This window comes from Mycobacterium aquaticum (assembly GCF_002086485.1).
GTDB classification, from domain to species: domain Bacteria; phylum Actinomycetota; class Actinomycetes; order Mycobacteriales; family Mycobacteriaceae; genus Mycobacterium; species Mycobacterium aquaticum.
The window spans coordinates 40,872-55,625 of record NZ_MVHF01000053.1 but is presented as its reverse complement, the minus strand read 5'-3'; the positions used below and the strand labels follow the sequence as shown (position 1 = coordinate 55,625).

At 66.6% G+C, this 14,754-nt stretch carries 14 protein-coding genes; 5 read left to right on the top strand and 9 right to left on the bottom strand.

The window, feature by feature from the left end; all coding sequences use genetic code 11:
- The first annotated feature begins 141 nt into the window (after nucleotides 1-141).
- The 4 genes from BST13_RS33060 to BST13_RS33045 all read left to right on the top strand — a co-directional run bounded on the left by BST13_RS33060 (nucleotide 142) and on the right by BST13_RS33045 (nucleotide 4,156).
- A complete protein-coding gene (locus BST13_RS33060) occupies nucleotides 142-978 on the top strand; it encodes a TetR-type transcription factor C-terminal domain-containing protein (protein ID WP_095533811.1) in 837 nt (278 codons plus the stop codon).
- A 157-nt stretch (nucleotides 979-1,135) separates the two neighbouring features.
- Nucleotides 1,136-2,170, top strand: coding sequence for a phosphotransferase family protein (locus BST13_RS33055; protein WP_083169706.1), 1,035 nt, complete (start codon nucleotides 1,136-1,138; stop codon nucleotides 2,168-2,170).
- Complete coding sequence (locus BST13_RS33050) at nucleotides 2,167-2,928, top strand: SDR family NAD(P)-dependent oxidoreductase (RefSeq protein WP_083169694.1); 762 nt, start codon at nucleotides 2,167-2,169, stop codon at nucleotides 2,926-2,928. The genes BST13_RS33055 and BST13_RS33050 overlap by 4 nt, the downstream gene beginning before the upstream one ends.
- A gap of 22 nt (nucleotides 2,929-2,950) precedes the next feature.
- The gene (locus BST13_RS33045; protein ID WP_083169692.1) at nucleotides 2,951-4,156 is read left to right on the top strand and encodes an acyl-CoA dehydrogenase family protein; all 1,206 of its coding nucleotides are present in this window, start codon (nucleotides 2,951-2,953) and stop codon (nucleotides 4,154-4,156) included.
- Between the two features lies 1 nt (nucleotide 4,157).
- Here the strand turns inward: BST13_RS33045 and BST13_RS33040 are convergent, their stop codons facing one another.
- Nucleotides 4,158-5,366 carry a PucR family transcriptional regulator gene (locus BST13_RS33040; protein WP_083169690.1) on the bottom strand — a complete coding sequence of 403 codons (1,209 nt, stop codon included), beginning with the start codon at nucleotides 5,364-5,366 and terminating at the stop codon, nucleotides 4,158-4,160.
- A 171-nt stretch (nucleotides 5,367-5,537) separates the two neighbouring features.
- On the opposite strand from BST13_RS33040, the gene hchA reads away from it, so the two are divergent.
- Nucleotides 5,538-6,419, top strand: a complete 882-nt coding sequence (gene hchA / locus BST13_RS33035) for a glyoxalase III HchA (protein WP_095533810.1) — start codon at nucleotides 5,538-5,540, stop codon at nucleotides 6,417-6,419.
- Between the two features lie 121 nt (nucleotides 6,420-6,540).
- On the opposite strand, the gene BST13_RS33030 is transcribed toward hchA, so the two are convergent.
- The 8 genes from BST13_RS33030 to BST13_RS32995 are packed head-to-tail and all read right to left on the bottom strand — an operon-like array spanning nucleotide 6,541 to nucleotide 14,679.
- On the bottom strand, nucleotides 6,541-7,362 hold the full coding sequence (locus BST13_RS33030; RefSeq protein WP_083169686.1) for a BtpA/SgcQ family protein: 822 nt from the start codon (nucleotides 7,360-7,362) through the stop codon (nucleotides 6,541-6,543).
- Between the two features lie 45 nt (nucleotides 7,363-7,407).
- Nucleotides 7,408-8,178 (bottom strand): SDR family NAD(P)-dependent oxidoreductase, encoded by a 771-nt coding sequence (locus BST13_RS33025; protein ID WP_083169684.1) that lies wholly within the window; start codon nucleotides 8,176-8,178, stop codon nucleotides 7,408-7,410.
- Between the two features lie 29 nt (nucleotides 8,179-8,207).
- Nucleotides 8,208-9,284, bottom strand: coding sequence for an ABC transporter ATP-binding protein (locus BST13_RS33020; RefSeq protein ID WP_083169682.1), 1,077 nt, complete (start codon nucleotides 9,282-9,284; stop codon nucleotides 8,208-8,210).
- Between the two features lie 22 nt (nucleotides 9,285-9,306).
- Entirely contained in the window at nucleotides 9,307-10,122 is an 816-nt protein-coding gene (locus BST13_RS33015; RefSeq protein ID WP_029369589.1) for a carbohydrate ABC transporter permease, read from the bottom strand.
- Complete coding sequence (locus BST13_RS33010) at nucleotides 10,119-10,970, bottom strand: carbohydrate ABC transporter permease (RefSeq protein ID WP_029369588.1); 852 nt, start codon at nucleotides 10,968-10,970, stop codon at nucleotides 10,119-10,121. The genes BST13_RS33015 and BST13_RS33010 overlap by 4 nt, the downstream gene beginning before the upstream one ends.
- A 60-nt stretch (nucleotides 10,971-11,030) precedes the next feature.
- Nucleotides 11,031-12,356 carry an ABC transporter substrate-binding protein gene (locus BST13_RS33005; protein ID WP_083169680.1) on the bottom strand — a complete coding sequence of 442 codons (1,326 nt, stop codon included), beginning with the start codon at nucleotides 12,354-12,356 and terminating at the stop codon, nucleotides 11,031-11,033.
- Between the two features lie 29 nt (nucleotides 12,357-12,385).
- Nucleotides 12,386-13,867, bottom strand: coding sequence for an FGGY-family carbohydrate kinase (locus tag BST13_RS33000; protein ID WP_083169678.1), 1,482 nt, complete (start codon nucleotides 13,865-13,867; stop codon nucleotides 12,386-12,388).
- On the bottom strand, nucleotides 13,864-14,679 hold the full coding sequence (locus BST13_RS32995; protein WP_083169704.1) for a DeoR/GlpR family DNA-binding transcription regulator: 816 nt from the start codon (nucleotides 14,677-14,679) through the stop codon (nucleotides 13,864-13,866). The genes BST13_RS33000 and BST13_RS32995 overlap by 4 nt, the downstream gene beginning before the upstream one ends.
- Nucleotides 14,680-14,754: the final 75 nt, after the last annotated feature.

Sequence of the window (14,754 nt, the reverse complement as noted above, 5' to 3'; positions counted from 1 at the left end):
CATCGCGGCCACCACCCCCGACCCCCGGTAAGACATACCGAAGCCCCCGATCAACCGCTCAATTTCGCAACAACCCGATCGAGCGACAAAGCGTACGATAACTGGCCATTGAGCAGCTAGTCGGCGCCTACCATGTTCAGCATGTCTGAACACACCGGCGCGCTCGTGCGGTCTGCCCGCACTCGAGCCGGGGTCTCGTTACGCCAACTGGCCACCCGCATCGGAGTGAGCCCGGCCACGATGAGCGCGATCGAGAACGACAAGGCCGGGCTGAGCGTGGACCGGCTCTACGCGATCGCCGAAGCGCTGGGTACGTCGGCCACCGAGATGTTGCGAGCGCCCGAGCCCGACCATGTCCCGCAGGCCCGGAGCCGCGACAACGCCCCCGGCTCAGACTGGCGGGCGTTCCCCGCCCTGAACCTGGATCCGGTTCTCGTGGCCGCAATCTCGATGTTCGTCCGCACCGGCTACCACGGCGCCACCATGCGGACCATCGCCACCGCCGCACACATGAGCGTTCCCGGCGTCTACCACCACTACCCGAGCAAGCAGCGCCTGCTGGTGGCGATTCTCGACGTCGCGATGAGCGAGTTGCACTGGCTGATCCCCGCGGCCAGGTCTGAAGGATCAACACCCACCCAGCGGTTCAGCAACATGGTCGAGGCGCTCGCGCTGTTCCATACGCACCGCAGAGACCTGGCCTTCATCGGCGCGAGCGAGATGCGCAGCATTCTGCCACCGGATCACGAACGAATCTCCGCGCTACGCAACGACATCCAGTACATGCTCGACGACGAGGCCGAGGCGGCGATCGCGACGGGCGAGTTCCGCACGCCCCACGCCCACGACGCCACCCGGGCGATATCCACCATGTGCACGTCGCTGCCGTCGTGGTTCCAGCCGTCCGGGCCGACGTCGGCTTCCGAGATCGCGCGGGAGTACGCCCGCTTCGCCGTCGACATCATGCGCGCCGGTTGACACTCTCTGTTCAGCTTCTCTGAACAGACTCACCCGCTAGCACCGATGCTATTGACAAATCACCAGTGTTCGTCGCACCATGCAGATACCGAACGTTATCGAGCGTTCGGTCGGGAACCGCAAATCGTGTCCCACCACCCGCAGAACGGAACACCTCATGACCGATGTCGAATCGCTGCTGCACCCGGCCCGACTGGGCCCCGCCCTGGCCGACGTCACGCTCGACAATCGCTGGGCCACGTTCGACGCCAGGCTCATCGCCGGCGGAAAGTCGAACCTGACCTTCGAACTGACTTCTGCCGCAGGCGAATTGATCCTCCGTCGACCACCGCAGGGGCCCCTGCTGCCGAGTGCGCACGACATGGCCCGCGAGGCGCGCGTGCAGCGAGCACTGGCACAGACATCCGTGCCGGTCGCATCGGTCGTCTACGCCGAGACCACCGCGCAGACGCTCGACACCCCGTTCTATGTCATGGAGAAAGTCGCAGGCCACGCCATCCGCGACGCCATGCCGGCCGATTACGCGACGGCGCCGGCGGATCGGCACAAGATCGCCGACGCCCTCATCGACACACTGGCCGATCTCCACGGCATCGAGCCCGCATCCGTCGGCCTCGACGACTACGGCCGGCCGGATGGTTTCCTGGCCCGTCAGGTCACCCGCTGGCGAAAGCAGTCGCTGGCCAGTCGTTCCCGCGATGTGCCCGCCCTGGATGCCCTGGCGACCGCCCTGGAGGCGGACCTGCCGGCCAGCCCGCCACCGGCCATCGTGCACGGCGACTTCCGGCTGGACAACTGCCTGATGGACCCAACCGATCCCGGTCGCGTCGCCGCGGTGCTGGACTGGGAGTTGTCGACGGTCGGCGATCCGCTCACCGACCTCGGTCTGCTGATGTTCTACTGGCCGCAGGCAGACGAACCGCAGATCCCGCTGGTGCCGACGGTCACCACGCAGGAGGGATTCCCGCCGCGGTCATATCTGTTGTCCCGCTACGCCGAACGGACCGGACGTGACGTCTCGGCGGTGCCGTTCTACGAAGCGTTCGCCCGGTTCAAGTTCGCCGTCATCATCCAGGGCGTCGCGGCCCGCTCGGCCGCGGGAATGATGGCAGGCCAGGATTTCGGCGAGGTGGAAAGCGAAGTCGTCCAGCTCGCCGAGGCCGGCCTGGACGTGTTGGGGGCGGCGTCATGAGTAGCGTCATCGATCGGTTCCGGTTGGACGGGCGGGTCGCGGTGGTGACCGGGGCGAGCTCGGGGCTGGGAGCCGGATTCGCCCGGGCACTCGTCGACGCCGGCGCACGCGTCGTGCTCGGAGCCCGGCGCGAGGACCAACTCCACACGCTGGCAAGTGAATTCGATACAGATGTGGTCCGCACCCGGCGCACCGACGTCACCGATCCGCAGGATTGCACGGCGCTGGCCGAGCTGGCGATCACCGAATTCGGCCGTCTCGACGTCCTGGTCAACAATGCCGGGGTCGGCACCGCGGTGCCCGCACTGCGGGAAACCCCCGACGAGTTCCGCGGCGTCGTCGACGTCAACCTCATGGGCACGTACTGGATGGCCCAGGCCGCCGCCCGGGTGATGAGACCCGGATCGAGCATCGTCAACATTGCCAGCGTGCTCGGCTTGATCAAATCCTATGCGCCGCAAGCGGCGTACGCGTCGAGCAAGGCCGCGGTCATGGGCCTGACCCGGGACCTGTCCCAGCAGTGGTCGGGCCGCAAAGGCATCCGGGTCAACGCCATCGCGCCCGGATACTTCGAGAGTGAGATGACCGCGGCGATTCCCGGTGACCAACTCGCCGCGTTCGTCGACCAGACCTCGACGCTCAAACGCGTCGGCCGCCAACACGAACTCGATACCGCCCTGATCTTTCTGGCCAGCGACGCGTCGACCTACATCACCGGAATCACGCTGCCCGTCGACGGCGGCATGTCCGGCCACTGAACCCTCGGACAAGGAGCACATCATGGATTTCAGCCCGTCACCACGTACCACCGAGCTCGCCGAAAAGGTGTGGGACTTCATGCGCGAGAAGGTGTTTCCCGCCGAATCGGTCTACCGGGACTGGCGCGCGGCGAACTCTGCGCACGCGCGGCCACCCGTCCTCGAAGAACTCAAGACCGAAGCCAAGCGGCGGGGGCTGTGGAACCTGTTCCTGCCACATGAATCAGGGCTGAGCAACACCGAATACGCCGCGATCGCCGAGATCACCGGATGGTCGCCCGTCATCGCCCCCGAAGTGATGAACTGCAACGCGCCCGACACCGGAAACATGGAAACGCTGTTGATGTTCGGCACCGACGAGCAGAAGAAGCAGTGGCTCGAACCCCTTCTGGCAGGCGACATCCGGTCCGCGTTCGCCATGACGGAGCTGGCAGTGGCCAGCTCCGACGCCCGCAACATCACCACCTCGATAGCCCGCGACGGCGACGAGTACGTCATCAATGGCCGCAAGTGGTGGATCACCGGCGTCGCCGATGAGGCGTGTCAGATCTTCATCGTGATGGGCAAGACCGATCCTGACGCCGCGCCGCACCGGCAACAGTCCATGGTGCTGGTCCCCCGCGACACCCCGGGACTCCAGATCGTCCGGCACCTGCCGATTTTCGGGTATCAGGATCAGCACGGGCATTCCGAGATCCTGTTCGACAACGTCCGCGTCCCGGTGACCAATGTGCTCTCGGGCGAGGGCGACGGGTTCATGATCGCTCAGGCGCGCCTGGGTCCGGGCCGCATCCACCACGCCATGCGGGCCATCGGAATGGCCGAACGCGCATTGGCGCTCATGGTCGATCGCGCCCAGAACCGCGAGGCGTTCGGCGGACCGCTCGCCGAGCAGGGCGTGGTGCGTGACCTCATCGCCCAGTCCCGCATCGAGATCGACCAGGCCCGGCTGCTGGTGCTGCACACCGCATGGCTGATAGATCAGCACGGCGCGCGAGGGGCCGCGACCGAGATCGCCGCCATCAAGGTCGCGGCGCCGAACATGGCCACCCGGGTGATCGACCGCGCCATCGAGGTGTTCGGTGGTGGCGGCGTCAGCGACGACTACCCACTCGCGTACTTCTACAGCTGGGCGCGGGTGCTGCGGATCGTCGACGGCCCCGACGCAGTTCACCGGCGCACGGTGGCCCGCAACGAGCTGCGCCGCGAACGCCCGTACGTCGGATAGCTCACGGCACCGAGATCCGGCATTCCGGCAGGCGGCGGACGGCGTCCAGGGCGATGTACAGCTCGGCGGAATCGAGCCGCCGGTCGAAAGACCGGCCGGACAGCTGCTCGATGCGGCGCAGGCGGTAGCGGACCGTGTTCGGGTGGCAGTACAGCCGCTCGGCGGCCTCGCTGGCCGAGCCGTCGACGGCGAAATAGGTGGCCATGGTCGTCAGCAGCAGCTCGCGGTCGGCCTCGGGCAGGTCGAGCAGCTCACCCAGGATCTGCTTGCTGATGGTCGCCGCCGTCGACGGTGCGCCCACCACCAACATCGGTAGCGGCGCGTCGTCGAACACCGTCACGCGGGCCACACCGGCCTGAGCACCCGCGAGCGCGTTGCGCGCCAGATGCAATGCCTGCGGCGTCTGATCCAGCCGGGTGTAGGACGGGCTCACGCCGACGGGCCCTACGGCGAGCGCGCGCAACGCGTCGACCAGTTCGGCCAGGCCATCGGCGCTGCGCATCGACACGATCCCGATGTGCAGATCGGGCGTGAGACGCCACGCCGACCCGATGTCCCTGGCCCGCAGCACCGGTTCCACGTTGGGCAGCGCGTGCCGGGCCAGGCCCGGGGCATCCGCGACGACGACGGCAAAGGTGCCTTGATACGGCAGGGCCAGGAGATCGGCGGCATCGAGGATGGTCTTGGTGTCGCCGGTGCCGCCGCCCTGCAACACCCCCTCGACCAGCGCAGAACGCTCCTGATCGCGCTGCACCATCAGCAGCGCCGCGGTCTCGCTGAACGAGTTCATCATCGCGGTGGTGAAGGTGTCGTGATAGGACCACACCTCACCGGCGATCCCGACCAGGTCGGCGTCGGTGACCGTGTCGGTGCGCGCCGCTTCGGTCACGATCATCTCCCACATACACGCGAACGAATGGCGAAATGCGGTCTGCACCATCGCCAGCGGAACACCTTGTTCAGCACGCCTGCGACCGGTCTGCCGCGGCGCATCGAGATCGAGCCACGGCTCGTGCGCGACGTGGCGAATCATGAATTCCAGGTTGGTCCGGCACGACGTGTAGAGATCGTCCGGTGGCACCACGCCGTCGGCCCGGTACACCTCGATGTTGTCGCGGATGCGGTCGACCAGCACCTGCGCCAACTCGTCGACGCGGGGCAGCATCGCTGCCGCGAGCGTCGCACCGGCGTCGGGGATGGGAGCACGCACGATGCCAGGGTATGCGGCCGCCCGTCCCGTGCGGCCGAACTTGTGCCGGTGGACTTGTGCCGGTGGACAAACGACGTCTGGCCGGTCTTGTTCGGCACACCATCGACTGGGCAGCCCACGACAACCACTATGGACATAGACCGACAACCGAGACGAAAGCAGGTGGAGGCCGTGGCAGCCAATGCAGACGATCTGAGCAGGGAACCGACGCCGGACCCGGCCGAAGACAACGCCTTCTTCCCGTCGCCGTACTCGCTGAGCCAGTACACCACCGCCAAGACCGACTTCGCCGGCGTCAAGCACAAGGACGCCTACACCGGCGGCAGGTGGAAGGTGCTCATGATCGCCGCCGAAGAACGCTACGTATTGCTGGAGAACGGCAAGATGTTCTCGACCGGCAACCATCCCATCGAGCTGCTGCTCCCGCTGCACCACCTGATGGAGGCAGGCTTCGAGATCGACATCGCCACGCTGTCGGGCTACCCGGCCAAGCTGGAACTGTGGGCCATGCCCCGCGAAGACGACGCGGTCATGTCGACCTACCAGGCACTCAAGCCAAAGCTGAAGCAGCCCAAGAAACTTGCCGACGTGATCGCCGATGACCTCGGCCCGGACTCCGATTACCTCGCGGTGTTCATCCCGGGCGGCCATGCCGCCGTGGTCGGCTTGCCTGCGAGCACGGACGTGGAGCAGACGCTCGACTGGGCGCTGGCCAACGACAAGTTCATCATCACGCTGTGCCACGGCCCGGCCGCGTTGCTGGCCGGTGCGCTCGGCAAGCAGGAATCGCCGTTCAAGGGCTACTCCGTGTGCGTCTTCCCGGACGCCCTCGACCAGGGCCCGAACCTCGAGATCGGTTACCTGCCAGGACATTTGCGGTGGCTGGTCGCCGACCTGCTCGGCAAGCAGGGGCTCACGATCGTCAACGATCAGATGACCGGCCAGGTCCACCGAGACCGCAAGCTGCTCACCGGGGACAGCCCACTCGCCTCGAACAATCTCGGCTTACTCGCCGCCGACGCTCTCGTCGAAGCGGTGCGCGCCGACGGTTAGCCACGCCCGGGCCCGCGAGCAGACACGAAAGTCCGCCAAACGCCGCGCGTCGCGAACTTTCGTGTCTGCTCGTCGGGAGTGTGGCACGCGTGAGCAGACCCGCCCACGCGTGCCGTCACCCTCACACCAACTGCTCGCGATATGCGCGCGCGTTGCCCATCAGCTCTTCCACCCGTGCCCGCTGCGCCCGGTTCTCGAACACACCGTCGGCCTTGAAGTAGGTGCCGACCACCGCGCCGTCGGCGATGGCCAACTGGTCGGCGACGTTCTCGGCGCGCACCCCGGTGTTGACGAAGACCGGGACCGCGCCGGCTGCCGCCTTGACCACGCGCAGTGCCTCGAGGTCCGTCGGTGACCCGGCCGTCGCGCCGGACACGCAGATGGCGTCCGGTGCGGTGGCGAACACCGTGGTCCGCGTGATCGACGCGAGGTCGCGTGCAGCCAGGTAAGTGGCCGACTCCGGCACGATGTTGAAGAGCAGTTTCACGCCGGCCCCACCCACCCGGGCGCGGTGCCGGGCGACCTCGCCCACGTTGGTGTCCCACAGACCGAAGTCACTGGCGTACACGCCGGTGAAGATCTCGCGGACGAACTTCGCCCCGGTCGCCACCGCCAGGTCGATGGAGGCCCGCCCGTCCCACAGGACGTTGACCCCGTAGGGCACGGCAATATTCGGCAGCAGCTCACCGATGATGCGCGCCATGGTGATCGCCGTGATCGGTTCGGTCTTGGTCAGGTACGGCAGGCTGAACTCGTTGCTGAACATCACTGCGTCAACGCCGCCGGACTGCAGGGCATCGAGTTCTTCGCGGGCCCGATCGACGACCGCGGCGATACCGCCCGCGGTGTCATATGCGGGGTCGCCGGGCAGCGCGCTCAGGTGGAGCATGGCGATGACGGGCTTGCGCACATGGAAAACCTCGTCGAGCCAGGTGGTGGTCACTACTTGTACCTTTCTTTTTTGTCTTGCATCACAGTCTCTTTCGGGCTAGTCCATGTAGGCGCCGCCGTTGACGGCCAGAGCCTCGCCGGTGACGAATCGCGCGTCCTCGGAGAGCAGGAAGGCCACGACGCGCGCGACGTCCTCGGGTTGTTCCAGCCGGCCCAGCGGCGTGTCGTCGATCATCATGGTGCGCACGCCCTCGGGGGTGATCCCGCGCAGTTCCGCCTCCCACTCCAATTCCCTTGACTGCATGGGTGTTTCGACGTAGCCCGGGCAGACGCAGTTCACGGTGATGCCATGCTCGCCGAGTTCGTAGGCCATCGCCTGGCTCAGGCCGACGACACCGAACTTCGACGCCACATAGTCGGACAGGAACGGAACCCGACCCTGTTTGCCCGCCATCGATGCCGTGTTCACAATGGCTCCCGCCGTGCCGCTGCGCACCATCGCGCGCGCGGCCGCCTGCCCGCACACGAAGACACCCTTGAGGTTCACATCCATGGTCTGGTCGTAGCGGGCTATCGGAGCGTCGAGGAATTTGTGCATGAAGGAGATGCCGGCGTTGTTGACCCAGGCATCGAGGCCGTGGCGGTCGGCGACCCCGGAGGCCACCGCGGCGGCATCGTCGGGCTCGGTGACGTTGAGCACCGCCGATTCGTGACCGGCGCCCGGATTGGCCAGTGATGCGGCGACTTCCCGTGCCGCGTCGCCGTTGATGTCGGTGACGACGACGCGCCAATCCCGTTGCGCGAGGGTGGTGGCGATGGCGCGCCCGATCCCCGAACCTGCGCCGGTCACGACGACTGTCTTGGTCATGAGTGTGATTCGTTCCTATCCGTTTTCGGTTACTTGCCTGCGCCCGTGAGACGCCGGCCGGTGACTGGGTCAAATGTGTGGACGGCGCCGGGCCGGGCCGCGAGGGTGACCGCGGCGCGCTCACGTATCCCCGACATGCGGGACACCTCTACGACACTGGTGAGCTCGGTGCCACGCGCGTCGATCGTGACGATGGCCCGAGGGCCCAGCAGTTCGACGAGTGTCACGGTGGCCGCGGTGTCGTCGCCGTCGGCGGCGACCGTGGGCACCAGGTCGTCGGGGCGCACACCGAGCGTCACCGCGCCGGACGCCTCGGCCCCCTGCACCCCGAACGCGAAACCGGTTGGCAGCGTGAACGTCGAGCCGTCCAGCCGGCCGTCCACGAGGTTCATCTTGGGGCTGCCCACGAATGCGGCGACGAAGGTGTCGGCCGGGGTGTTGTACACCTCCAGGGGCGTGCCTTCCTGCGCGGTGCGGCCGTCGCGCATCACCACCATGCGGTCCGACAGCGTCATCGCCTCCTCCTGGTCGTGCGTGACGTAGACCGAGGTGATGCCGAGCCGGCGCTGGATCTGCAGCAACTCAGTGCGCGTTTCGACGCGCAATTTGGCGTCCAGGTTCGACAGCGGTTCGTCGAACAGGAACACCGACGGTTGCCGCACGATGGCGCGGCCGATCGCGACGCGCTGCTGCTGCCCGCCGCTGAGGTCTTTGGGCTTGCGGGCCAACAACTTTCCCAAGCCGAGCGATTCGGCCACCTCGTCGGCCCGCGCCAGCGCATCGTGGCGGGGTGTCTTCGACGCCCGCAACGGGAACGCTATGTTCTCTCGCACGGTCAGATGCGGGTAGAGCGCGTAGTTCTGGAACACCATCGCGACATCCCGGTCACGCGGCGGCAGGTGCGTGACGTCGCGGTCGCCGATCGTGATGGTGCCCGCCGTCACGGTTTCCAGCCCTGCCAGCATGCGTAGTGACGTCGACTTGCCGCAGCCGGACGGCCCGACCAGCACCGTAAACGAACCGTCGGGCAGTTCGAGGTTCAAGTCCTCGACGATGGACGTCGAACCGTAGGACTTGTTGACACCCGAGAATCGGACTGTTGCCATGAAGTGTTGATCACCAACCTTGTCAGAACTTGACCGCGCCGCCGCTGATGCCCTGCACCAGCCTGCGCTGAATGAAAAAGCTTGCTATGACTACCGGTACGACCGCGATGAGGATCGCCGCACTCATCGAGCCGATCTGGACACCACGGAATGTGTTGAACCCGGCGATCGCCACCGGCAGGATCGCGGCCTTGCCGGGCGCCAGGATCAGGCCGTAGAACAGGTCGTTCCACGACAGGGTGAACCCGAAGATGGCGGCGGCGCCGATGCCCGGATACACCTGTGGCAGCACCACCATCCGGAACGCCTGGAACCTGGTGAAACCGTCGACCTGGGCCTGCTCCTCCAGCGACCGCGGCACTGCTTCGAAGAAGCCGATCAGGAACCACGTCACCACGGGCAGAACGAAACTCAGGTGCGCAAAGATGACCGGCACCAAGGTGTCGTTGAGCCGCAGCGCGTACGCCATGGTGAGGAACGGGAACACCAGCACCGCCGGCGGCAGCACCTGGGCCGCCAGCATGCCGAACCGGGTCGCGGTGCCGCCGGCCCGATACCGCGCGATCGCGTAGGCGCCCATGCTGCCGACCACCACGCTGATACCGACGGTGACGACGGCGACGACGGCACTGCGGCCGGCCGCGGCCAAGATCCCCGATGTCAACACGTTGCGCCAGCTGTCGAGCACCGGGGTGAACGCGATCAAGAACGGATCATTGAGCTGCTGAGGGGTTTTCACGCTGGCCAGCGCGACCCATACGACCGGGAACAGCACCGTGATGGCCGCGGCCCACAACAGAGCGATCCGGCATACCGTGAGCGCGATCGAATTCCTCATGACTGCTTCGTCTTCTCCATCCGGCGGAACGCGAGCACGATGACAGTGAGCACCACCAGCAGCACCACGAAGGCCATGGACGAGGCGGATCCGAGCCGGAAGAACTGAATTCCGGTCTGGTAGATGAAGTACTGCAAGGTTTCGGTTTCCGTGCCCGGGCCGCCCCGAGTGGTGGCGAACACGTACTCGAACACCTTCATGGCATCCAGGCACCGCAGCATGATGGCCACGACCAGCACGGGCGCCAGCAGCGGCAGGGTCACCCTCCGCAGGATGTACCAGCCGCCTGCGCCGTCGACGCGAGCGGCCTCCAACGGTTGGCGCGGAATGGATTCCAGCCCGGCAAGCAGGAGCAGCACCATGAACGGAGTCCACTGCCACACGTCGATGAAGGCGATGGTGAACAGCGCGCGGCCAGGCCCGAAGAAGTCGTAGTCGATACCGATGGCGCGCAACAGATGTGGGATCGCACCGAGCTGATCGTTGAGCAGGAAGCGGAAGATCAGTCCGACGGCGATGGGCGTGATGAACATCGGTGCGAGCAGCATGGAGCGGGTGAGATCGCGTGCCCAACGCTGCTTCTGCAGGGCGAGCGCAATGGCCAGCCCGATGACCAACTCGAGCCCCACCGCCACGAACACAAACAGCGCGGTGGTGCCGAACGCGTGCCAGAACTCGCCGTCGCCGAAGGTGTTGACGTAGTTTTTGGCACCCACCAGGTTCGGTGTGCCGTGATTGGTCAGCCGATAGTCGGTGAGGCTCAGGTAGAACGCGTACGCCAGGGGGAAACCGACCACCCCGACGAAAAGCGCAATCAGAGGGGCGACCATGCCGTGTTTGAACTGCATCATGGTCATTGCTCCTTTCGCGGGGTGCTCGGTTTCATGAGGACAGCTGCGAGGGGTCAGCTAGCCCTGGATCTTCTCGGCCGCGGCCTCTGCGGCGGCCAGCGCGTCGTCGACACTCTTGGTGCCTGCGACGGCCTCGTTGAGCTCGGTGCCGACGGCCTGGATCATCTCCTCGCCGCTGGGACCCTGGCTCAGCGGTGCGGAATTGGCGAGCAGCTTTTCCACCGTCTGGTAGTAGTCCGCGCCGAACTTCCCGTTCAGCACCGCCGGGTCCTTGAGCGTGCTCTGCCGGATCGCGGCGCCGCCCTTCTCGGTGCGGGCGACATCGTGCGGCTTGGCCGTGATCCACGAGGCGAACGCCCAGGCGGCGTCCGAAGCACCGGAGTTGGCCGGGATGGCCCAGCTCCAGGAGCCCAGCACCTGCTTGCCGCCGGGAATCGGCGCCAGCTTGAACTTGCCTGCCGAGGGCCCGGATCCGGGCTCGTTGACGGCGGGTAGCTGCCAGTTGTAGTTGATCATCGACGCGGCCTGCCCGGCGGCCAGCGACCGCTGGGCCTCGTCCATGCTCCAGTTCAGGCTGTTGGCCGGGGCGGCGTTCTTGTAGGTGTCGATGTACGCGGCCAGCGCACGCTTGGCCTCCGGCGTGTTCAGGGTGGGCTTGCCGTCGGAACCGTAGATTGAGCCGCCCGCGGCGAACAGCCAGTTGCCCCATTCCTCGAAGATCTTGTAGCCACGCTGGGGCTGCATCGCGATACCGGCGTGATCACCGGACTTGAGCGCCTTGCTGGTGCTGACCAGTTGATCCAGGGTGGTCGGGACCGTCTGCTTGGCCTGTGCCAGATCGTCTGTGTTGTAGAGGTATCCGAGCGCGTAGTTGTAGAACGGCACGGCGTAGCGGACCCCGTCGACGGTGGTGATGTCGGTCAGTGGCTTGAAGAAGTCGGCCGCGTCGTAGCCGGGCGTGCTGTCGATACGGGCGTCCAGCGGCTGCAGGAACTTGGCCTTGGCGAAGTCCACCATCCACGGGTTGTCCACCACGATCAGGTCATAGTTCGGGGTGGTGGACTGGAACGAGGACACGAGCTTGTCGCGCATCTGGTCATAGGTCAGCAGCTCGATGTCGACCTTGACGTCCGGGTAGTCCTTGTTGAAGTCGGCCACCATCGATTTGACGATGTCGCTGTCCGGGACGTTCTCCATCAGGATGCGCACGTTGCCGGAGGTGTTCTTCGGGATTTCCCCGGTTCCGGTCCCCTGTGCTTGCTCGGGCCCACCGCTGCCGGCGCAGGAGCTCAGCAACATGGCGACCGCTGACACCAGGGCGATCACGGCAGCCAGAAAGAACGGCCGCCTCCGCCCTGGTGTCGGGTTAGTGGTGATTTTCATTGCGGCACTTATCCTTTCGGTTCTGATTCTCATCGGGGGGCACGGGCGATGGTGTGCGAGATGGGCGCCACCGCGTCGCCGAGGTCGCGCCACGTCGCGTATGCGGCGTCATAGATCGACTTGTGCGCCGGGTCCGGCACATACGGTGCGTCCAGGGTGATGAACCGCGAGACATCCGACCAGTCGTCGAGGGCACCGATGCCGATGGCGGCGATCACGGCGGCGCCCAGAGAGGCGCCGGGATGACCGCGTACCGGCAGCATCTCCAGACCGAGGATATCGGCGTGGATCTGTTTCCACAGTGTCGATTTCGATCCACCGTTGGTGATCATCACGCGGCGCAGCGGGAGGCCGATCTCGGCGAATACGTCGATGTGGTGGCGGAATCCGAAAGCGATGGCCTCCAGCACCGAGCGGTACATGTCCGCCCGGGTGTGCCCAAGGTGTAAGCCCGCGAACACGCCTCGCAGGTCCGGGTCGTGGATCGGGCTCTTCTCCCCGAGGAAGTAGGGCAGGCACATGACCTCCGCCGGCGCCCGGCCGGCCGCCTCGGCGTCGAGCGCCGTCAGCTCGGCACCGCCGACGAGGGCCTGGAACCAGCGAATGAGGCTGCCGCTGGTGGCCATACAGCCGTTGGGCAGCCACTGCCCCGGAACCGGATGGGCGTCGAGGTAGAGCCGCTCGTCGACCACCCCGGTGTTGCTGGCGGCCAGGATGTCCCCCGCCCCACCGAGTTTCACCAAAGCATCGCCGGGTTGATTGACGCCGGCGGCGTACGCCGAGAGCACGTGGTCGGCACCACCGACCACGAGCGCCGTGCCCGCCCTCAAGCCCGTCAGCTCGGCGGCCGCCGTGCTGAGCTCGCCCACCCTGGTACCCGGCCGGCACACCGGCGCGAGGGCCGCCGGGTCGATGTCAGCAGCGGCGAGCACAGGTTCAGCCGTCGCCCCGGCGATCGTGAACAACCCGGATTCCAGCGCCCAGTTCTGCTCCACGTGCACCTGCGCACCCAGCGCGGCGAGCACCCAGTCATACGAGCCGACCCAATGCGTGGTGCGGGCATAGACATCCGGCTCGTTCTCTCGCAGCCACACAATCGTCGGAGCCACCGACTGCTGAGTCAGCGCAGAACCGGTCAGACTGACCAGATCGACTCCGGCCAGCGACTCGGCGAGCCGGTCGACCTGCCGATGCGCCCTGGCGTCGTTCTGAAGAATGCCACGGCGCAACGGTTTTCCCGACTTGTCGATCGGTACGACGGCGGGCACCATGCCCGACGTGGCGATCGCGCCGACCTCGCCGGCGTCGGCGCCCGCGGCGGTGACCACTTCCCGGATCGACTCGACCACATTCCGATGCCATTGCTCGGTGTCCGCCTCGGCGATGCCAGGCCCCGTCGAGTACAGCGCGGTCTCACGGGAAGCGGTCGCGACGATGCCGTGATCGACGTCGAACAGCACCGTCTTGGTGCCCGTGGTGCCGATGTCGACCCCGATGGTGTAGTGGCTCATGCCCGGGCCGCCTCAGGGTCGGAGGCCGGATCTTCGTGCCCCGCAACGCAGATCACCTCGACACCCGCATTGCGTGCGGCGACCAGCGCCGGGTGGTCGACGGGTCCGTCGGTGACGATGACGTCGATATCGGTCAGTGCGGCAATGCTGACGAACGTGACGCGTCCGAGCTTGCTGGTGTCCGCCGCGACGATGACCCGGTCCGCACGGCTGCTGGCCACCCGCTTGACCCGGCTCTCGGCCTGGTGATAGTCGGAGATTCCGCGCTCGACGTCGATGCCCGCGACGCCCATCACGAAGGTGTCGCAGTTGTACTGCGTGAGAGTGTCTTCCGTGGCGGGACCGATCAGGCTCAGCTCGCCGGGACGCAGCTCGCCGCCGGCCAGCACCACCTTGGTGTCCGGCTCGTCGACGAGTTCCACCGCGGCGAGCACGCTGGGGGTGACCACGGTCAGACCGAGTCCGCGGCCGCGCAGCGACTGCGCCACGGCCAGCGCCGTACTACCGGAATCGAGGATGAGGGTCTCCTCGGGACCGATCAGGTCCGCGACGGCGTCGGCGATGTGGCGTTTCTGCTCGGCAGCGTCGGCCACCCGGGTGGCGAACGACGGTTCGGTGCGCTTGCCGGTCAACGCGATGACGCCGCCGACCACCCGGCGTACGACACCGAGTGCCTCCAGAGCCTCGACGTCGCGGCGGATGGTCATCTCGGACACGTCAAACTCGGCGGCCAGCTCCGCGTAACCCACCTCGAAATCGGTGCGTACTCGTTCGCTGATGCGGTCTCTGCGGGTCTTGGCGTCCACGCTCACGCCCGCCACTCGTGTGTAAGTTTCACATCGCGAGGGCGCGAATTCGCCACGCCAACCGCTGAATCGCACATAGCG